Source organism: Paraglaciecola marina (assembly GCF_004360155.1).
GTDB classification, from domain to species: Bacteria; Pseudomonadota; Gammaproteobacteria; order Enterobacterales; family Alteromonadaceae; genus Paraglaciecola; species Paraglaciecola marina.
Genome location: NZ_ML178721.1, coordinates 60,714 through 81,101, shown reverse-complemented (window position 1 = coordinate 81,101; position 20,388 = coordinate 60,714). Strand labels below are relative to the sequence as shown.

The 20,388-nt window shown below is 39.7% G+C and carries 17 protein-coding genes; 6 read left to right on the top strand and 11 right to left on the bottom strand.

The annotated features are described in order from the left end of the window. Positions 1 to 42 precede the first annotated feature (42 nt). From EOK74_RS02340 to EOK74_RS02315, 6 genes are all read right to left on the bottom strand, one after another. Entirely contained in the window at positions 43 to 651 is a 609-nt protein-coding gene (locus EOK74_RS02340) for a cupredoxin domain-containing protein (protein ID WP_239023981.1), read from the bottom strand. A 177-nt stretch (positions 652 to 828) separates the two neighbouring features. Continuing rightward, positions 829 to 4,932, bottom strand: coding sequence for a FimV/HubP family polar landmark protein (locus EOK74_RS02335; protein WP_133468300.1), 4,104 nt, complete (start codon positions 4,930 to 4,932; stop codon positions 829 to 831). Between the two features lie 423 nt (positions 4,933 to 5,355). After that, entirely contained in the window at positions 5,356 to 6,372 is a 1,017-nt protein-coding gene (locus EOK74_RS02330) for an aspartate-semialdehyde dehydrogenase (protein ID WP_133468299.1), read from the bottom strand. Between the two features lie 58 nt (positions 6,373 to 6,430). Further along, positions 6,431 to 7,558, bottom strand: coding sequence for a 4-phosphoerythronate dehydrogenase (locus tag EOK74_RS02325; RefSeq protein WP_133468298.1), 1,128 nt, complete (start codon positions 7,556 to 7,558; stop codon positions 6,431 to 6,433). A gap of 124 nt (positions 7,559 to 7,682) precedes the next feature. Beyond that, positions 7,683 to 8,573: an alpha/beta fold hydrolase gene (locus EOK74_RS02320; protein ID WP_133468297.1), complete on the bottom strand. Its 891-nt coding sequence runs from the start codon at positions 8,571 to 8,573 to the stop codon at positions 7,683 to 7,685. 3 nt (positions 8,574 to 8,576) lie between these two features. Continuing rightward, positions 8,577 to 9,332, bottom strand: coding sequence for a class II aldolase/adducin family protein (locus EOK74_RS02315; RefSeq protein WP_133468296.1), 756 nt, complete (start codon positions 9,330 to 9,332; stop codon positions 8,577 to 8,579). Positions 9,333 to 9,421: 89 nt separating this feature from the next. On the opposite strand from EOK74_RS02315, the gene EOK74_RS02310 reads away from it, so the two are divergent. From EOK74_RS02310 to EOK74_RS02295, 4 genes are all read left to right on the top strand, one after another. Continuing rightward, positions 9,422 to 10,117 carry a Crp/Fnr family transcriptional regulator gene (locus EOK74_RS02310; protein ID WP_133468295.1) on the top strand — a complete coding sequence of 232 codons (696 nt, stop codon included), beginning with the start codon at positions 9,422 to 9,424 and terminating at the stop codon, positions 10,115 to 10,117. A gap of 215 nt (positions 10,118 to 10,332) precedes the next feature. Then, positions 10,333 to 10,878, top strand: coding sequence for a hypothetical protein (locus tag EOK74_RS02305; RefSeq protein ID WP_133468294.1), 546 nt, complete (start codon positions 10,333 to 10,335; stop codon positions 10,876 to 10,878). A gap of 69 nt (positions 10,879 to 10,947) precedes the next feature. After that, positions 10,948 to 11,721: a hypothetical protein gene (locus tag EOK74_RS02300; RefSeq protein ID WP_133468293.1), complete on the top strand. Its 774-nt coding sequence runs from the start codon at positions 10,948 to 10,950 to the stop codon at positions 11,719 to 11,721. Between the two features lie 274 nt (positions 11,722 to 11,995). Next, positions 11,996 to 13,960 (top strand): methyl-accepting chemotaxis protein, encoded by a 1,965-nt coding sequence (locus EOK74_RS02295; protein WP_133468292.1) that lies wholly within the window; start codon positions 11,996 to 11,998, stop codon positions 13,958 to 13,960. Positions 13,961 to 13,980: 20 nt separating this feature from the next. On the opposite strand, the gene EOK74_RS02290 is transcribed toward EOK74_RS02295, so the two are convergent. Both EOK74_RS02290 and fabB read right to left on the bottom strand, forming a co-directional pair. Then, positions 13,981 to 14,172, bottom strand: coding sequence for a DUF2970 domain-containing protein (locus EOK74_RS02290; RefSeq protein WP_133468291.1), 192 nt, complete (start codon positions 14,170 to 14,172; stop codon positions 13,981 to 13,983). Positions 14,173 to 14,256: 84 nt separating this feature from the next. Further along, the gene (gene fabB, locus EOK74_RS02285; RefSeq protein WP_133468290.1) at positions 14,257 to 15,471 is read right to left on the bottom strand and encodes a beta-ketoacyl-ACP synthase I; all 1,215 of its coding nucleotides are present in this window, start codon (positions 15,469 to 15,471) and stop codon (positions 14,257 to 14,259) included. Positions 15,472 to 15,696: 225 nt separating this feature from the next. Here fabB and EOK74_RS02280 point away from each other — a divergent pair, with 225 nt between their 5' ends. Next, complete coding sequence (locus EOK74_RS02280; protein ID WP_133468289.1) at positions 15,697 to 16,161, top strand: GNAT family N-acetyltransferase; 465 nt, start codon at positions 15,697 to 15,699, stop codon at positions 16,159 to 16,161. A 91-nt stretch (positions 16,162 to 16,252) separates the two neighbouring features. Continuing rightward, on the top strand, positions 16,253 to 18,244 hold the full coding sequence (gene mnmC, locus EOK74_RS02275; RefSeq protein ID WP_133468288.1) for a bifunctional tRNA (5-methylaminomethyl-2-thiouridine)(34)-methyltransferase MnmC2/FAD-dependent 5-carboxymethylaminomethyl-2-thiouridine(34) oxidoreductase MnmC1: 1,992 nt from the start codon (positions 16,253 to 16,255) through the stop codon (positions 18,242 to 18,244). Positions 18,245 to 18,246: 2 nt separating this feature from the next. Here the strand turns inward: mnmC and EOK74_RS02270 are convergent, their stop codons facing one another. From EOK74_RS02270 to EOK74_RS02260, 3 genes are read right to left on the bottom strand one after another with little or no spacing between them, the layout of a single operon-like run. Beyond that, the gene (locus EOK74_RS02270; protein WP_239023980.1) at positions 18,247 to 18,540 is read right to left on the bottom strand and encodes a YfcL family protein; all 294 of its coding nucleotides are present in this window, start codon (positions 18,538 to 18,540) and stop codon (positions 18,247 to 18,249) included. Then, on the bottom strand, positions 18,537 to 19,709 hold the full coding sequence (locus EOK74_RS02265; RefSeq protein ID WP_133468287.1) for an ATP-NAD kinase family protein: 1,173 nt from the start codon (positions 19,707 to 19,709) through the stop codon (positions 18,537 to 18,539). Before EOK74_RS02265 ends, EOK74_RS02270 begins: the two co-directional genes overlap by 4 nt. Further along, entirely contained in the window at positions 19,696 to 20,256 is a 561-nt protein-coding gene (locus EOK74_RS02260) for an elongation factor P hydroxylase (RefSeq protein WP_133468483.1), read from the bottom strand. Before EOK74_RS02260 ends, EOK74_RS02265 begins: the two co-directional genes overlap by 14 nt. Positions 20,257 to 20,388 lie beyond the last annotated feature (132 nt).

The following is a 20,388-nucleotide window of genomic DNA, read 5'->3' as shown; positions in this document are numbered from 1 at the left end:
TTGATTAACACCACTAAAAACAAAAAAGAGGGAGTTACGTTTTTATTCATAATCTGAAAATTCATCAGCGCTTTGTTCGTAATCGCTTAGATCTGGCAGTAAATCATTGTTTAACTTAACCACCATTGAACCTTCTGTAGGAACTGTCATATTTAAAGCTAATACTTCATCTTTTTCTTGAAATCTAGGGTTCCACACCTTTACAACATACTCCCCTTCAGGCACATCTAGAATAACCTTGCCATGTGTATCAGTTTTTGCAAAATAAGGGGTATCGGCAACAAAAATATAACCCAACATCCAATCATGAATATTGCACCCTAGTTCAACAATACCTGTATTAGAAAAAAGCAATGGTTCAGCCCGAAGATCTTTATATAACTGTAACTCAAAAGTTTTAGCCGTTGAGAAAGAGTAAACATGGTGTTTAATGGAATCTGAATTAGGAAAAATGACCCTAGCGTCTTGCTGCACAATCAAAATATGGGGTAAAAACTGAGTATCGACTTGATCCATGATTGCGAGCTCTTCAGGGGCAGTATACTCTTTCTCCACCTTAGGAGTCAGGGCTACCACCACATTAGCAACGGCCATGTCATCTTTACTTAAAACTATAATAGAAGTTTCTTTAGAAAAAACACTACTACTCAAAAGCGCACTAAAAACAATAAAGTAAAATTTCACTTAAGTATCCAATTTGACTAAATATTAATGGTTATCAACGCCACTTTAATAACATTTTAGTTGGCGTATGCACCTCTGCATTATTAGAGACAGACAAAATACCAAAATTCATTCAATCAATACTAGATTCAGTCAAAAAAGATTTTAGCCTAGGTTGTCTAGTAACTTCTTAGCTTCGGCAACCTGTTTTGGTGTACCATTAGCGATTACATCGTCGATCAACTCTTTAGCTGAATCATCTTCACCAATTTCAATATACGCTTGAACTAAATCTAACTTAGCCCCCATGCCATCATCTGCATCAACATCAATCATTTCAAGGTTGTCTTGATCTGAAACAAATGGTTCTAGCTCTATATCTAAGTCAAAATCATTTTCAGTAAGCTCATCAGCTTCAGCATCCACACTATCATTTAGCAGAGATTCAACATCTAAAAAGTCTTCATCATTTTCTTCGTCTAATAGAGCTGCCGACTCTTCAACTGTATTATCACTTGGATTTTCATCTAATAAAGCTGGGATATCGAAACCTAAATTATCTTCTTCCTCTAAATCTAAATCAATGGCCTCGAGCATCTCATCAAAACTAGAATCATCAAGCTCTTCAATGGCTTTGTCATCAGCCTGAGGCTCATCACCTTCCGTTAACCAATCTCCTAACCCAGGCATATCCTCAAGTTCGCTATTATCCTCAACGGGCGGTAATTGAGAATTCTCTTCTAATGCGTTTTCAAGTATTGAATCGTCAAAATCAGAGTTTGAGGTGATATCATTCAAGTCAGGTAAATCATTAAGAGAGTCTTGCAACACCTTATCGATAGACTTTTCTTCACCTTCTAAAACGTCTTCAGAAACTGCTGAAAACTCTAGCTCATCAAGTGAACTTAAGGAGGAGTTCTCATTAGAAGTGAGATCTTCTAAAACTTCATCTAACTCTTCATTTTCAAAATCTTCCAATGCCTTTTCAAGCTGATCTTCATCTAGAGTATTGTGTTCGCCAAGCTCTTGCTCAAATGTGGGATCTAACTCCAAGTCAGATTCAAATTCATGTTCAACTTCTAACTCTGGTTCGGCTTCAACCTCTAACTCTGGCTCAGCTTCAAGTTCTGGCTCTGGCTCAGCTTCAACTTCTAACTCTGGCTCAGCTTCAACTTCTAACTCTGGTTCGGCTTCAACCTCTAACTCTGGTTCGGCTTCAACTTCTGGCTCTGATTCAGCGTCAACTTCTAATTCAGGTTCAGACTCAACCTCTAACTCTGGTTCAGCTTCAACTTCTAACTCTGGCTCAGCTTCAAGTTCTGGCTCTGGCTCAGCTTCAACTTCTAACCCTGGTTCAGCTTCAACTTCTAACTCTGGTTCGGCTTCAACCTCTAACTCAGCTTCAACTTCTAACTCTGGTTCAGCTTCAACTTCTAACTCTGGCTCAGCTTCAACTTCTAACTCTGGTTCGGCTTCAACCTCTAACTCTGGTTCGGCTTCAACTTCTGGCTCTGATTCAGCGTCAACTTCTAATTCAGGTTCAGACTCAACCTCTAACTCTGGTTCAGCTTCAACTTCTAACTCTGGCTCAGCTTCAAGTTCTGGCTCTGGCTCAGCTTCAACTTCTAACCCTGGTTCAGCTTCAACTTCTAACTCTGGTTCGGCTTCAACCTCTAACTCAGCTTCAACTTCTAACTCTGGTTCAGCTTCAACTTCTAACTCTGGTTCAGCTTCAACCTCTAACTCTGGTTCGGCTTCAACTTCTGGCTCTGGTTCAGCGTCAACTTCTAATTCAGGTTCAGACTCAACCTCTAACTCTGGTTCAGCTTCAACTTCTATCTCCGCTTCAGCTTCAACTTCTAGCTCTGGTTCAGCTTCAACTTCTAGTTCTGGTTCAGCTTCAACTTCTAGCTCTGGTTCGGCTTCCACCTCTAATTCTGGTTCGGCTTCAACCTCTAATTCGGGTTCAGACTCAACTTCTAACTCTGGTTCGGCTTCAACCTCTAACTCTGGTTCGGCTTCAAGTTCTGGCTCTGGTTCAGCTTCAACTTCTAGCTCTGGTTCGGCTTCAACCTCTAACTCTGGTTCGGCTTCAAGTTCTGGCTCTGGTTCAGCTTCAACTTCTAATTCGGGTTCAGACTCAACCTCTACCTCTGGTTCAGCTTCAACTTCTGGCTCTGGTTCAGCTTCAACTTCTAGCTCTGGCTCTGGCTCAGCTTCAAGTTCTGGCTCTGGTTCAGCTTCAACTTCTAGCTCTGGCTCAGCTTCAACTTCTAGCTCTGGTTCAGACTCAACTTCTAACTCGGGTTCAGACTCAATTTCTAACTCGGGTTCAGCTTCAACTTCTAGCTCTGGTTCAGCTTCAACTTCTGGCTCTGGTTCAGCTTCAACTTCTGGCTCTGGTTCAGCTTCAACTTCTAACTCTGGCTCAGCTTCAACTTCTAGCTCTGGTTCAGCTTCAACTTCTAGCTCTGGTTCAGCTTCGGACTCAAAAGTAGAACTTGTCTCTAAAAGCTCATCAATGTCAATTTCTGAACTTTCAGGTTCCTCATCTTCTTCGCCTAACAGTAAATCATCATCAAGGTTTTCAGCTAACTCATCTAAGGTTTGAATCCCAAGTTGTGTATCTTCGTTATCATCGAAGTCATCTTCTCCCAGCATATCTGCCATCTGTTCGACTTGCTCTAACTCGTCAATTAAGCTACCAGTAACTGCATCCAGCTCTTCATTTTGACTACTGATTTCTTTGTCTAGATTATCTAAAACATCCTCATTTATTTCTTCTGAACCATCAAGTAAAGAAGAGTCCTCTTCTAACCCTGAAGACTCAGATTCATCTAATAAATCATCAATACTAATTTCTGGTTGTTCATTTTCGTCATCCACAGGCTCGATCGAAGGAGCTTCTTCTGAATCGTCCTGAATATCTGACAATAGTTCATCTTCTAGCAGGTCTTCTATTTCATCACTTGAGCTAGTATCTTCGGATACATCAAATGTGTTATCAGCGTCATCACTGCTATCAATTTCACCTAGTAAATCATCTTCATCATCACTGACTTCAGTTAATAACTCTTCATCAGTGTCAAATAAGCTATCTAAATCTTCTTGTGCAACTGTGTCAGACCCAACTTCAAAGTCATCATCTAAAACCTCGTCACCTAAGTCATCAAATACGTTTGAACTATCATCAATTAAGGTATCATCACCAAGCTCGTCTAATGAGTCATCTAACGAGTCTTCTAACTCTTCAGCCAACACATCATCTAAAATATCATCATCGCCAAACAAGTTATCATCATCTAACTCGTCTTCAGAATCACTTTCCAATTCAGCACTTAGAGCATCTGATAAATCATCCATTTCTGCTGCATGTAAATCCAATGGTAGATTTTCTAATTCGTCATCTGTATCAGGCTTAGGCTCGCCTCCCTTACGTTTAATTAACCAAACGGCTATGCCTACTAACAATACCAATACAAATAGTACTGAACTCAAGATAAGATTGAGAGGCTCATCAAACCATGACGTGTTAGATGCCTTCAATTGAGCTTCTCGCTCAGCTTCTGCCTGACGAGCTTTAGCTAATAACTCTTGAATACTTTCACCCATGGTTTCCATTTGTTGGGCTTTTTGCTCTTCTTTGCTTCTTATTTCATCAATATCACTATTTACTTGGTCGAGACGTTCAAAGAGCTTTTGATTTTCATCCAATATGCTTTGAACATTACTAATAGACTCGGCAAATTGTTTCCTAATCGCCATAAACTGGCGAGTTTGTTCCTCGTCAATTGCGCCAAGTTTCTTCTCTAATATTTGTTTTGTTTCATCTAACGCTTCTGTACTAACAGCTTGCTTGTTTGCAAGTGCAGTAGGAGATTCTATTGGGCCTCGAAGTTTTCTCGCATCTAGTTCTGCTCTTTGTTTTGCTTGCTCTTTATCAACCCTTGAAATGTATCGTTGCGATGGGAGTTGCAACATGGCCCCATCCATCATTAGGTTAATATTTTCTTTTTCAAAAGCCCCTTCATTCAGTTCATATATGGCTAACATGATTTGATAAATACTATTATTTGAATTAGTTCGATAGCGGGTAGCAATTTGCCATAATGTATCGGAAGAGGTAATCGGCCCATATTCAATGCCAGAAAGGTGCGCGGTAGAGTCTTTAGGACCTCTGAGCTTTACTTGTTCGAAGTCTGCAGCGTAGACAGCTGTAATGAAGTTCAGCAATATCAAAAGTGTCAATGCACTCAGTCGCAAATTCATATTGTTCCTTCTTGCTCAATGATATTTATTTTAATTTTTAGGTGGTGCGGCATAAATTAACACTTAATGTTTACAACACGAATAAATCTTTACCAACCCTTTTGAAAAAGGATATATCTTTTAATATTGACAATTTAAATTGTCTAGCCCTTAGTCATTTTATTGGCTGTAAACGGGCGTAATAGTAGGGATTAGCAATTCGTATTCCAAGATCGAAATATAAACATAAATCTTACACAACTATAAACTAGATGCTGAGTTTGATCTAGATTGCCAAGCTTTTGATTAGCCAAGATAAAACCTATACAAGTCTATTAAAGTTGCAGTAAGTATAAAGCTATCGGCATTTGATTAGATTTCATGAGGGCCAGAACAACCAGAACTGGTTTGGCCCTCACTATAAACAATTAACAGCTCTAAAAACTACATGTAGTCCTTAATTAACGCCTCTGCTATTTGTACACTATTAGTTGCAGCGCCTTTACGGACATTATCAGAAACAACCCATAAATTAATGCCGTTAGGGTGAGAAATATCATTTCTTACACGGCCAACGTGAGTATCATCATTACCACTTGCGCTACTCACTTGAGTAGGAAACTCTTCTCGGTCGCGGTGCAAAACTACACCAGGCGCTTGCTCTAATAAGTTTTTAACTTCTTCTGCATCAATAGGTGCACGGGTTTCTAAGTGAATTGCTTCACCGTGACCATAAAAAACTGGAACACGAACGGCTGTCGCATTAACAAGAATCGACTCGTCGCCCATTATCTTTTTAGTTTCCCACACCATTTTCATTTCTTCTTTGGTGTAGTCATTATCCATAAACACATCAATTTGCGGAATAACGTTAAAAGCAATTTGTCGGCTAAACGCTTCAGGCTTAGCTTCTTTACCGCTTAACAATGCAGCAGTTTGGTGAGCTAGTTCATCAATCGCAGCTTTGCCACCGCCAGACACTGACTGGTAAGTAGATACGTTAATACGCTCAATGCCAACTGCATCATGGATTGGCTTCAGGGCTACCATCATCTGAATAGTAGAACAGTTAGGGTTGGCAATGATATTACGGTTGCGGAAATCAGCTAATGCATGGGCATTAACTTCTGGAACAACCAAAGGAATATCAGGTTCATAACGAAATTGCGAGGTGTTATCAATCACTACACACCCAGCTTCAGCAGCGATAGGTGCAAACTTTTCAGAAACACTACCACCGGCAGAAAAGAACCCAAGTTGCACTTGGCTCCAATCAAATTCGTCTGCATTTAAAACGGTAATCTCTTTTCCCTTGAAGGTCACCTTTCCACCCGCTGAACGTGCGCTGGCTAATGGATAAAGTTTGTTGATCGGAAAATCTCTTTGTTCAAGAATTTCAATCATATGTTGTCCTACTAATCCAGTAGCGCCCAACACTGCGACATCAAAGGCCCGAGACATGGTTCTAATACTCCTAAAAAATTAAAATAAATTGATTTATATTCAGATTCTTGAGCAATTATTTTGCTGCCAAAAATCCAAGGCCGTAGATTGCCTTTGAATGAGCTGAATTTCCAGCATTTACCGTCATTGCAGAAAACTCTCTTCTTATAGGATAGTGCTTTCGGATATATCTAAATGACTCAGCACCATCATGTTTTGTTTTAAATTGAGCATCATCTACAGAAATATCGTACACATCTAACACTAAATGTTCGATCACATCCCAAAACTCCTCACTATCAGGCAACGATTTTTGGCTATCTTTAGCAAGGGGTAAATAATCAGACAACTTTTTAGTGGGCTGCACATCAAGCTGCTTACATAAAGCAAAATACAACATTTCTGTGCCCCTAGCTTTACCTTCAATAGTATGTCCAGCTATGTGTGCCGTTGCTAAAGCAATATAAGGTACAAGCTCTGCTTCAATATTAGGTTCGTTGTCCCACACGTCTAAAACTAAATTTAATTTTTTGCCTTGTTTGAAAAGCGCTAAAGCAGCTTGATTATTAACAACTTCACCACGGCAAGCGTTGATCAACAGTTGATTTTCATTTAGTTGCGACAACCTTTTAGCATCAAATAAATCTTCAGTGATATAGGGTCCGTCAGCCACATAGGGCACATGTAAGCTAATCACATCACAGTCCATAATTTGTTCTATATTCACAAATTTTCGCGAGTCACCATTATCAGCAAGGGGAGGATCACATAACTTATGTTTAATCCCTAAAACAGTTAATACGTTTGCCAACACAGTACCCACATTGCCGGCACCAACTATACCCACAGTTTTGTCTGCAACCTGCCAATCTAAACGCTTTGCCATCACAAAAATTGCGCTAAGAACATATTCCGCCACTGCAACTGCATTACAGCCACCCGCCGAAGTAAAAGGAATACCTTTTGATGCTAAATAAGCTTTATCAACATGATCAGTGCCAGCGGTTGCAGTGCCAATAAACTGCACTTGCTCACTTTTACATAGCAAGGCTTGGTTAACTTTGGTGGTTGAACGAGTCAGCAAAACATCTGCATCAGCTAACATTTCAGCATTGACTGTTTTATGAGAAAACACCTGACACTCACCTAGCTCAGCAAAAAACTCAGTGGCATAAGGCATACTGTCTTCATAATAAATTTTCATAACATGGGTAACTCGTTTCGGATAATTTAACGCTTAGATAAACATTATGTCACGGCACGGTCTTGTAAAAAAAGCCAAGAGGGAATTATTTATGCTTTGCTGCAGCGAGAGTTCTTCAGCTATCTTATGTATTGGTTTGAGCTAAAAACTCAAAATAAAGATCTAGTACTTGCTCAGGAGCTTCTAATTGGGGGTAATGGCCTACTTCTAAGGCAGTAGTTAATGGATTAGGAATAATCTCTACATAATGATCTAACATTTGCTGTCCAGAGATAGGATCTAATACGCCATTAATAAAATACATTGGAATACTAGTCGTGATCATACTTTCAATCCAAGTTTTTCCAAAAACCTTACGTTCGTCAATGTAGGTAATTAACTTAGGTAAAACAACTTTGCCTTTATTATGCTTAAGTAATTTCCACAAAGTATCAATAGTAGTTTGGCTAGCTTGAGTGTTAGCCCCGAAAATTTTATTGAAGCTGTTAGATAAACTGTTTTTATTCAAAAACTGGCAGGCTAACTTACCATAACGACTTTGTAGCAATTTCTGAGAAAACAAAGGCCGATGAACCGCTGAAAACAAACCTCCATTCAAAAAGCAAATAGATGCGATTGTGTTATTACTAGTAGATTGTTCATGTCGGTAAAGTAATTCTTGGGCCACTGAATCCCCATAATCATGGGCCAATATATGGTAATTAGTCACGACTTTTTCTTTCAATAACGCCTCCACGATATCGGCCTGTTCAATTAAACTATATTGATGTTCGCTAGGTTTATCCGATAACCCGAACCCCAGCATATCTAAACTGACTAGCCGATATCGTTTCGCTAAATGTTTCCAGATTAAATGCCAATCCCAAGCCGCACTAGGGAATCCATGAATCAACACAATAACCTCTTTATCCACCGCTGTTTCAAAATCAACAGATTGCCAATGAGCAATTTTATGGCCACATAGCTCACTGTAATTGGCGTGTAATTTATAATTTTTGAAACTTAGCGTTTTCAATTGTTATTGATCATACCCTGGATTAGTTCGCTCTAATTTACGCAAAATTCCTGGCCATGCCAAGGTCCCACCAGCAGAGCGCGTTACTTGCTCTGCTTGAGCTTGAATTCCTGACAAAATTTCAGACGGTACTTGCAGTAAATTTTGACCACTAGATTGGGCCTTGAGTTGAATCTGACAGGAGCACTCTAATAAGTACATATACAAAAATGCGTCGGCTATATTATCAGCACAGGTCAACAAGCCATGATTTCTTAAAATCATAAAATGGGTGTCCCCCAAATCAGCAACTAACCTTGTTTTTTCATCTGGATTTAATGCCACACCTTCATAATCATGGTAAGACAAAGAAGAAAAAGCAAATAATGACTGCTGACTCAAAGGCAATAAACCTTGTTCACTTGCCGAAACTGCAATCCCAGCTGCGGTATGCAAATGAATAACGCATTTAGCGTTGTCTCGCGCTTCATGAACGGCACTATGAATCGTAAAACCAGCCGGGTTAATATCGTAATCAGAGTCCATTACTTTATTTCCCTGTAAATCAACTTTCACCAAACTTGAGGCTGTGACTTCTTCAAACATCATCCCAAATGGGTTAATCAAAAAGTGGTGTTTTGGCCCGGGCACACGAGCAGATATATGGGTAAAAATTAAGTCATCCCATCCAAACATAGCCACAGCTCGGTAACAGGCTGCCAAATTTACTCTAGCTTGCCACTCTTCTTGAGTGACTAAATCTTTTATTGTTTCTGTCATTTAAGCTGATCCCATTTGCATATCAATGGCACTAAGATAAGCTAATGAACCTATCAGAAACTGTCGCCAAATAGACAATTGAGAACGGTATGCAGCAAAGTGAAATAATTGAAATCCTAATTCAAAACCCTTGGTTTAACTCTTTACCCAAAGAATTAGCCGATACTTTACTGCATAAAAGTAAAATAAGAGTTCTCGAAAATAAGCAGTTTTTACATAAAAAAAATGATCAAGCAGATGGTTTTCATTGTGTTTTAAAAGGTAGAGTTCGCGTAAGTAACGTCACCCTGGAAGGAAAAGAACTGGTTCTCACTTGGATATTGCCTGGTACTTGGTTTGGTGAAATATCTTTAGTGGATGGGCAACCACGCACCCATGATGCCCATGCAGAAGGCGAAACCACTATTTTAAAATTACCCAATGGTGCTTTTGAAGCTATGCAGCAATATCCAAGCTGGCAGCAAGCCATCATGAAGTTGCTATGCCAAAGAGTACGCTCTACCTTTTCACTGATTGATGAAACTGGGTGTTTGTCACTAAAAGGGCAACTTTGTAAACGCTTAAGCTTGATGCATAAAGGCTTACAAGATCATCAAACATCGACGCAAAACACGCCAATCGAATTAAGCATTTCACAAGACTCATTGGCGCAATTAATTCATAGCTCTAGGCAAACGGTGAATAAAATTCTACAAAATTTACAAACAGAAAATATTATTACAATTCGTTACGGCAAGCTGCAGGTGCTAGATGTAGATTTGCTTGATAAGCTAAGTCAGATATAAATATCAGCCCAATTTAACTATCTGAAAACAGCAGTTCTTTATAGCGCTTAATGTTTAATATCAAAGATTTACATCCCCAAAACTTATAGATACTATCTAGCTGCGATATAGCAGTTCGACTAACAATAACATGCTCAAGCAGTTTCACTTCAACTTTATGGATGCCAAAAAGCCACTCATAAATTTTCAAATAATTATAAGACAAGGATTTTTATATGCTCAAATATCTATCGAGTATCACTTTTATTTTTCTCATACTTCTCCTAAACGGATGCGCTGGCTTAGGCAATATGAAAGAAGTGAAGTTTGAACAAGAAATAGCGTCAGATATGGCCATGGTAAATATTGTTAGAAGAGCGGTATTTATGGGAGATGGAGCAAAAGTTGAAGCCTGGGATGGCGAACAGTTTATTGGAACATTGGAAGCCGGTAAGTTACTTCAATATAAAGCAACACCGGGTATGCATACATTTATGGTGTATGTACAAGGAAGTTGGGGAGTTGCACAAGGTGAGCTTAAGCCAGGTAAACAATACTACTTAAAGTTTAATATGTCTGGATGGGGACCTATTAGTCTGGGTGTCGCTGATTTTGACGACGCTAGAATTCCAGAATGGAATACTATGACAACAGTAGCTATCGATCAATCTTCACAAAAACCCGTTCCTGAAAAGTATCTTCAGAAGGCACAAGCAGTTCTTCAAAGGGTTGCCGATGGCAATGCTAATGTGACTCCAATTACAGATATGAATGCCCTGTAGTTATTAAGTACAATATCTATCTGGGTTATTGCTTGTGTGAATAGGCAAGCCCAGAACAAGGAAACCACTTTGAATTTACAATCCAATATATTACTAATCGTTTTTTTTATTTTTTCAGCCCCCGCATTTTCAACGGACTTACAAGGTCAACTTGATGCAGAAGTAAATCAATTTATTACTGAGTTAGAGCAAGCAAAGGGTAGTGATTTGGTCGATCTTAGTAACCGCATTACTAGCTCAGGCCTTAGTGATAAACGCTTATTCGATAATGTGAAAAACATAATACTAACAAAGCATATTGACATAATGTCGAAATCTAAAAATGAAGAAGTGGTGATCCGTCAGGTAGTCGCTTTATTGCGTACCTTAGCCTCATCTGGCAATTACGAATATAGCTCAACATTAGAGCGATTAGTGCTCGAAAGCTCAAATAGGTCCATCAGGAACCGCGCCAAACATGTTATGAACAAAATTGGGTTTTACCAACAAAGAAACCAATTAATGCAGAACTTAGAGGGTCATTCTAACAGTCAAAGCTTACATACCACACGTATTTTAAACTTATTAGAAAGCGACGATTTGATTATGAACCGATTTGCAGCTGAAGAAATTTTTCGCGCAGGCTCCGCTGCCCCAGTAGTTCAAGAGTGGATTGCAACTCGGCTGAAGCGAGATTTGCATAATGCAGAATCCAAACTTCATATCGATACTTTAGCTTGGTATTGCAAAGTTTTAGGACTAGTAAATAAACCCAAATATTCAGGCTTTCTAAAAGAAATCGTACAAGATAAATCTGTCGATTCTAAAATTCGTAAGCACACCAAGAAAATACTCAAGTCTTAATGAAATACTCTAGATGAATAAAATTTAACAAAACGTCCAGACATAAAATATTATTGCAATTGGTTACAGCAAGCTGCAAATATTTAAAATTTTATTCAAGTAATAGTGACATCCATCGGATAAAGTATTAAAGGTGACAATAATATTGAGCAGTATATCGCCCAAAATACCTCTCCTTAAAACCGGCTGAATTTATTTTAATTACACTGCTTTAAATGACCAGCTCATTAGGCAATACTCATATCTACCACTTTTATTGTAGGACTAAACTGGCATGAAACGTTGGCTATCTAAAAATTTATCAAAATTAACACTCATCCCATCAATTGTTCTCGTTGTGTTTATGAGCCTAGAATTATTTAGAGAATACCATTCGTTTCAACAGGCACAAGATACCGTAGCAGATGCACAGTTAACTTCGTTTACTAGCCAATTAGTTCACGAATTACAAAAAGAAAGGGGTATGTCAGCGGGTTACATAGGCTCTAACGGAAGTAGCTTTAACTCCCAACTCCAGAAACAGAGAAAGTTAACAGACGATAGTTTGCAGGCATTTACAAACTTCTACCAAGCAGACAATTATCACACTGCAACAAACCTAACGATCAATCAACTAGTAACTAATTTAAATCAACTATCGAAAATTCGCGGAAAAATAAGCTCACTAAATATATCTTTATCTGATGCCTTAAGTTTTTACACTAGCAACAATAAACTCATTCTAGATTTGAATGGAATGTTAGCAGCAGAGCTAGAAGAGACAAAATCCGCTGAACGTTTTCTTACTTTATACAATCTTGCTTACGCAAAAGAACAAGCGGGCATTGAGCGAGCGGTACTAAGTAGCGTATTTTCACAAGATTCGTTTACATCACAATTATTCTTAAAATTCTCAGAGCTTGTTAGCAAGCAAGATGTTTACATTCAATCAGCATATGCTGTTTCAACGGCCAACTTTAAAAGTGAAATAGATAGGTTTGTAAATGCTAAAGCAAGTAAAGATGTTGATCGCTATCGAGACATTGCTAGAAACTCACAAAATAATTTTAATGTTGATGCTAAAGAGTGGTTTGAAGTCGCAACCAAGAGATTAAACAATTTAAGAAACTCTGAGCAAGTTTTACTAGAAGAAATTGCAACCTATTCTCAATCTAAAATGAACTCAGAACGTTTATTCATCATCACTGAATTAATTATTTTGATATTGATGATTTTGGTAACCTACGCAGTGTTTAGTACTATTCAGTTGCGAGCTTCTCAGTCTCAAGAAATCAATAGAGTCATGAATAAAGTTAATAAAACTAAAGATTTAACAGACTCAATTGAAGTAATTTCTGAAGATGAACTAGGAGCTATTGCCTCTTTAATTAACCACACCTTTTTAGAAATCAAACAAGACTTCATTAGTTTTCAAGAAGCTGCAAACCAAATTACATCAGCCACAAATGAAGCCGCAGCGGCAACGAATCAAAGTCAGACGAATCTAACTCAACTTCAACTCGACATATCTAATATAGCTAATTCAACCGGAGAAATGAGCGACAGCGTAAAATCGGTTATGGAAAATATGCAAATAGCGTCAAAAGGCGCAGAAAATGCAGCAAAAGAAACCGTAAACGGTGAAAAAGCAGTAGCCACATCCATAAGCGGAATCTCACTCACAGCCAAAGAAGTGGCTAAAGTTGGCGAGACCATTACTGAGCTTAATAACAGAGTGAGCGATATTTTAGGTATGGTAGATGTCATTAAATCTGTAGCAGATCAAACCAATTTACTCGCCCTAAATGCTGCAATAGAAGCCGCTCGTGCGGGAGAGCAAGGTAGAGGGTTTGCTGTTGTAGCAGATGAAGTTCGTTCTTTAGCCAAACGTACCCAACAGTCAACACAAGAAATCTCAGATGTTGTAGATGTGCTTAAGCATAGCTCTGAAGAAGCATTTTCAAGTATTGAGAGTGGCAACAAACAAGCGACAGAAGCCGTATCAAACGCTAATCAGATATCATCAGTGCTTGCAAATATAGTTGAGAACTGTCAATCAGTAGATGAAGTAACGCGAACCATTTCAACATCCACGCAAGAGCAAAATGAGGTTATTCAAAGTATTAATGAGAATGTATCTAACATTGAAATTCAAGCCAGAGAGAACGTGGTGGGTGCGGAGCAGTTATCAGCTTCAAGTTTACAGCTATCTAAAATTGCCCAAGAAATGGGACGAAGAATAGAGGTTTATAGAGTGTGATGCCCAATACAACCAATTAATTAAGTCAGGGTACTTACTAGTAATATTAACAAACCAACTAAACCTACAACGAATAAAACGCCCACTACAACAAAGGGTATAAAAGAAGGTTGTTCAAAGTCACTTTTATAATTGGCGTGGCTTTGCACTCCTAACATACTTGCTGCTACACCTTTAAATACTTGCCATAAGTTACTTTTGTTTTTAGACATTTAACAATTCCTAAAAGTACGAATTACAAACAATAAAAAACCAGCATAAGCTGGCTTTTGTTATTTTGCACGTTTGTTAAACGGTTATTTTTGGTATTTTTGCATCACTAATGTGGCATTGGTACCACCAAAACCAAAACTGTTAGACATCACAGTGGTTAAAGGCCCCTCACGGGTCTCAGTAACAACATCCATGCCTTCGGCTTTTTCATCTAAGTTTTCTACATTGATAGACGGAGCGATAAAGTCGTTCTCCATCATCAGAATACTGTAAATCGCTTCGTTCACACCGGCGGCACCTAAAGCATGACCAGTCAAAGACTTAGTTGCACTAAGAGCAGGAGTAGTATCACCAAATACTTCCCGTATTGCCCAAAGTTCTTTTACATCCCCTACTGGCGTAGAAGTGCCGTGAGTATTAATGTAGTCAATAGGTTTATCTAAACCTTGCATAGCTTGTTGCATACAACGCACTGCACCTTCGCCTGATGGAGCCACCATATCAGCACCATCTGATGTCGCACCATAACCTACAATTTCAGCATAGATTTTAGCGCCACGAGCTAAAGCGTGCTCTAGCTCTTCAACAACCACCATACCGCCACCGCCAGCACCCACAAAACCATCACGGTCAGCATCGTAAGTACGAGACGCTTTAGTAGGATCATCGTTATACTTAGTAGACATTGCACCCATAGCATCAAACTCAGCAGACAAGGTGTAATGAAGCTCTTCACCACCACCAGCAAAAATAATGTCTTGCTTGCCTAACTGAATTTGCTCTAACGCGTTACCAATACAGTGTGCACTAGTTGAACAAGCAGAACTAATTGAATAGTTCACACCTTTAATTTTAAAAGGTGTGGCTAAACAAGCCGATACTGTGCTACCCATACAACGCGTTACCATATATGGACCAATACGCTTCACGCCTTTAGTGCGCAGAATATCTATTGCTTCTACTTGATTTTTTGAAGATGCGCCACCTGAACCAGCAATTATGCCCGTTCTAAGGTTAGACACCATATCTTCTGTTAAACCTGAATCAGCAATAGCCTGCTCCATAGCAATATATGCATATCCTGCTGCTTCTCCCATAAAGCGTAAGGTCTTACGGTCTATGTGATCTTTGATATCTAAATCAACTTTGCCCCAAACTTGGCTACGCATGCCCGCTTGTTCAAATTCTTCTGAAAATGTAATGCCCGAACGCCCTTCTCTAAGTGAGTCAGTGACTTCTTCTGCATTATTACCAATACTAGAGACTATACCAAGCCCAGTAATTACCGCTCTTCTCATGATTAACCCTTCGAGGAAATTTTCGTATATGTTAATGATTTTCACTAACAAAGTGGTCTGCTTTCAGCGTACAAGTGTTAGCTTAAATAAAAATCGCCCAATTAGCCAGCCAAAATCAGCAGTTTATGGCACTATAAATCGCTACAATGACTCTCGTTGTATGTATATTTTTGATAATCTAAGTAATCACATATACTCAATTTACGTAGCTAAGTACCTAGTAATATGATCACAAGACTTGAAAATTCAAATGAAGATATTGCTAATCAGATCCGTCGTGTTTTTCAGAGTTCTTATAAAATTGAAGCCGAGCTGATTGGTACACCGGATTTCCCACCACTAAAACGAAGTGCTAAAGATATAGTCAACTCGACAACTGATTTTTATGGTTTTAGTGAGCAAACTTGTCTCGCAGCAATTATTGAAATACAAATAATTGGCAAACAATTAGACATTCATAGTCTTACGGTAGACCCAATTTTTTTTAGAAAAGGCATCGCAGACAAGTTGATTAGTTACGTTCTAACATCATTCGATATTAATACTGCTACAGTCGAAACGGCAGAAGTAAACCAGCCCGCGATCAATCTTTACAGGAAACATGGCTTTATTGAATTCAAGCGATGGACGCCATCACATGGCATTCCTAAAGTTGCTATGTCGGTTAAGCCTTTACCTTGTGGCCATTAGAAAGATTCCATATCAATGATTGTTGCTTTGGTTCGAGTACCTTAAACTACCTCTCCACTTTCTTCGTAGTAGCTTTAGGACATTCTTCACTTTGACCATTACCCATGCCGATATTCACTTTAATGAGAATGGCACACCTTACGCCACACAATTTGATGATTTGTATTTCTCTGATGCAAAAGGCCTAGGTGAAACTGAGCATGTTTTTTTAAAGAATAATCAAATATTAAGCCGCTGGGAAAGCTGCCAAACAGCGAATTTTGTTATCGCTGAAACAGGCTTTGGTACCGGTTTAAACTTTTTAGTCACCCTATTACACTTTGACCTATTTCTACAAAGCGTCCCTGACTGCCCATTGCGACTGCACTTTTTATCTATCGAAAAATTTCCAATCAATGTTGCCGACTTAACTCAGGCGTTGTCTTTTTATCCTCAATTAAAACAATACTCAGAAGAGTTACTGCGCCAATACCCTTTATTGGTATCAGGCTGCCATAGGCTCTCCTTTTTAGGAGGAACCGTAACCTTAGATTTATGGTTTGGAGACGTACAGCAAGTTCTGCCACAAATTGAAGTCCCCAAAACGGGATTAGTTGACGCTTGGTATTTAGATGGTTTTGCACCCAGTAAGAATCCAGATATGTGGAACGACTTTTTATTCCAGCACATGGCATTATTAGCTAAAGATCAATGTAGCTTTTCAACCTTTACCGCAGCAGGCTTTGTAAGACGAGGTTTAATAGCCGCAGGCTTTGATGCAAAAAAATGCCCAGGCCATGGCCGAAAGCGAGACATGTTAGCTGGGATTTTTACTAGTGCTCAAGCCAAAACTGTGCGGGTTCCTTATTTTAAAAGAACCCCAGCAACACATATCACAGCCCCAAGCATTGCAATAATTGGAGGGGGCCTAGCAGCAGCCAATTGCGCTTACGCCCTCAGTAAAAGAGGGATAAAAGCGAATATATTTTGTAAAGATAACGAATTAGCACAAGGGGCCTCGGGCAATAGCCAAGGCGGGTTTTACCCCCAACTAAACGCTACAGCAGGACACCCTAGCCAAATACATGCAACGGCTTTTACCTATGCAAGCCGCCTATATAAAACTGTATTACAGTCAGGGGGTAACTTTACCCATCAATGGTGCGGCACCTTACAATTAGCCTTTAATGATAAAGTGAAACAACGTTACCAAAAGCTAGCAGACAATAAAACATGGCCAGAATCACTGGTACGTTGGGTTGACTCACAAGACGCCAGTAACCTAGCCAACGTACCACTACCCTACTCTGGACTATTTATTGAGCAAGGTGGCTGGATACACTTACCTGAGCTGATAACAGCCTTAGTAAAACAATCAAAAGCAGAGGTGAAAACCCATCATCAGCTTGTGTCGGTCGCACGGCATGGAAGTAAATGGCAACTTAACTGGCTAGATGGCAGCCTGAGCCATACTGATATTATTATTTACGCTACGGGCAGTGATAGCAGTCAATTAGCCCCGCTGAATGCATTGCCCTTTAGGTTAGTGAGAGGCCAAGTTGAGTATTTAGAAAGTAAAAATGAACTAGCTAACCTTAACACTGTGCTGTGCCATAAAGGTTACATGACACCCAGCCTCAATAACATCAACACCATAGGTTCAACCTATGTAAAAGATGATACAAACTGTGACTATAGATTCTCAGAGCAACAACAGAATATTGAAAAGCAGCAAAAAGCCCTGCAAGACTGTCAGTGGGCAAAGGCTTTGTCTGAGACTCAAGGTGGCAGAGCTGGCATAAGGTGTAGTAGCCCAGACCACCTACCTATGGTGGGAGCGGTGCCAGATATCACCGAACAAACTAAGCAATATACAAATTTGTACAAAGCATTACCTGTGGCTCGCTACCCTGAACCCGTAGATATTCCCAATAGTTTTATGTTGTGCGGCTTAGGTTCAAGAGGGTTAACCACCGCACCTTTATGTGCAGAGTTATTAGTGAGTCAGATGTTAGGCGAGCCACTACCATTAGCAAACCATTTACTCGATGCCCTTAACCCCAACCGCTTTTTAATCAGAAATTTAATACGTAGGCAAAATTAACTTTATTGCAAAAAAGTATTCCAAAGTGACCACACTTGCTTTTGATCATTCGCTTCAAGCTCGTTGGCAGCAAACGCTTTATTTAAGCTTTGCTCCATCAATTCTTTAAATTGCGCTATGGTTTCAAACCCCTCAAGTGAGCTTTGGCCCGCAACAACGGCAAAATGCCCTTGCAGATAGCTGGCAGTAAAAAGCTGTTCGTCTGTGCCATGTTGTACAACATTATCTAAATAATGTTCAACTTGCTGGGTAAATTCTGGTAAATCCGTACTGAAATTTGTTATCGCTTGGGTCACACGTGTTCCTCATTTTCATCTTTAAAATTAGCCACAGGATATAGCACTTGATCATGATACCCAGTCACTATGGGTATTAACCCCGCCAGTTGCTCATCTAAACTTGGCTCACCCGAATCCACAATTAATGGACGACCCGACAGGTTATTCAACTTACCTTTACTAGCCACTAAAATTATATTTTCTTTGCCTAGCGTGCGTAAAAAATCAGCACTAAGTTGCTGATTACCCCGCCCAATAATATGTCCTTGGCCGCCAATTAAGGTAATCACTAATTTACAGGGTTTGTTTGCGGTTAAATTTAACAATTGTTGTGCAGTCAGGTCTTTTGCAAGCAGCTTTTGATTTTGCACAAGATCAACCCCCAATAGAGTGTTGTCTAAATTCAGTTCTTCCATAATGGCGTCAACTGTCGAGCCTGACCCCATTACAAACAGGTGCTCTGGATGGTCATCCATGACTTCAATTAAATGTGCAGCAATATCTGCAAGTACTAATTCATCAGACTCTTTACCGCCCATTTTGACCGCTTGGATATAACGCAGTTCAGTGGGCACTAACATCTCGCCATATTGACGGGCGTTTACCCTGCCTTTTCGAAAGAGCTCTTCGTCGATGTCCATCACTTCTGAGTCACTTACACTTACTAGGTCACCAGCAACCACTTGCTTTAATACTCTACCCGCTGCTTGTGGGGTAACTGCATATACGGCAGAGTGAATTTTGCAACCAGCTGGCACCCCTAACACAGGTATTTTATTCCCCACCACAGAACATAAATTACGTGCAGTACCATCACCACCAGCAAATAGAATTAGATCAACCTTATGATTAATCAACGCGGAAGCGGTGGCTTCGGTATCTTCACCTTCTGTTTGTATCTGTTTTGGGTGGTATACCACTTGATAGCTAAACCCCATATCTTTGACTAATTGTTCGCCCATTTCACCGTTGGCCACATATAACTGCACTTTTTCTTTAATGGGTAACAAACACTCAAGGGCCAAACGAGTTTTGAACATGGCTTTTTTCTCTGCCCCTAAGGCTAAAGCACGCTCCCGGACCTCTTTTCCATCACTGCCTTTTAAAGCAACCGAACCACCTATCCCTGCAAAAGGGTTGATCAATAGGCCTAGTTTAAACTGAGTTTCAACATTAATTGATGACATCAATCACCTCCTGCGCCTTGATATCTGGCATACCATAAAATGTTTGTAGAACCTCGATAAACTGTTGTGCTCGTGGCGGAAATCCTTGCTGAATATATTGCTGTAATTGCTGTTTTACTGCGGTCTGAAACGCCTCTGAGTCAACTGGCGCACCATTTAAATTGTCTGTGCTGACTCTAAATGTCTTACCTGCAGCGATTGAAAACGCCCACTCAATGGCTTGGGGTTTAACTTCAACCTTTTCAAACTCAGCTTGCTCATCTTCGTTACGACCATCGGGGCAATACCAATAGCCATAGTCTTCTAACAAACGCCGAGCCTTGCCTGCTATGCACCAATGGGCTATTTCATGAAGTGCGCTTGCAAAATAACCATGAGCGAAGACGATTTGATGTTTGGCATCAGCGCTTTTCGCTGGGATATAAATAGGCTCATCTTCCCCTTTAACCAGCAGGGTTCTTTCACTTTCAGCAAAAGTCTTATCAAAAAGCTCAATCAAGTCTAGGTAACTATGGCACCTAGCTTGACCATCCTTAAAATCAGGCATAGTTTGGGATATATATTTCTGTGTGGGGGCGTTCTGCATCATAGGGCCGGCATTTTACCCGTAAATGCCAAAAAAGTGTAATGGGCCTGTACAACTTTACTATTGTTTTCAACGACTGATTACGCCAAGCTA

Coding starts and splice junctions, on each gene's coding strand:
- EOK74_RS02335 (WP_133468300.1), bottom strand. CDS start 4,932: ATGAATTTGCGACTGAGTGCATTGACACTTTTGATATTGCTGAACTTC.
- EOK74_RS02330 (WP_133468299.1), bottom strand. CDS start 6,372: ATGTCTCGGGCCTTTGATGTCGCAGTGTTGGGCGCTACTGGATTAGTA.
- EOK74_RS02325 (WP_133468298.1), bottom strand. CDS start 7,558: ATGAAAATTTATTATGAAGACAGTATGCCTTATGCCACTGAGTTTTTT.
- EOK74_RS02315 (WP_133468296.1), bottom strand. CDS start 9,332: ATGACAGAAACAATAAAAGATTTAGTCACTCAAGAAGAGTGGCAAGCT.
- EOK74_RS02310 (WP_133468295.1), top strand. CDS start 9,422: ATGCAGCAAAGTGAAATAATTGAAATCCTAATTCAAAACCCTTGGTTT.
- EOK74_RS02305 (WP_133468294.1), top strand. CDS start 10,333: ATGCTCAAATATCTATCGAGTATCACTTTTATTTTTCTCATACTTCTC.
- EOK74_RS02295 (WP_133468292.1), top strand. CDS start 11,996: ATGAAACGTTGGCTATCTAAAAATTTATCAAAATTAACACTCATCCCA.
- EOK74_RS02290 (WP_133468291.1), bottom strand. CDS start 14,172: ATGTCTAAAAACAAAAGTAACTTATGGCAAGTATTTAAAGGTGTAGCA.
- fabB (WP_133468290.1), bottom strand. CDS start 15,471: ATGAGAAGAGCGGTAATTACTGGGCTTGGTATAGTCTCTAGTATTGGT.
- EOK74_RS02280 (WP_133468289.1), top strand. CDS start 15,697: ATGATCACAAGACTTGAAAATTCAAATGAAGATATTGCTAATCAGATC.
- EOK74_RS02265 (WP_133468287.1), bottom strand. CDS start 19,709: ATGTCATCAATTAATGTTGAAACTCAGTTTAAACTAGGCCTATTGATC.
- EOK74_RS02260 (WP_133468483.1), bottom strand. CDS start 20,256: ATGCCTGATTTTAAGGATGGTCAAGCTAGGTGCCATAGTTACCTAGAC.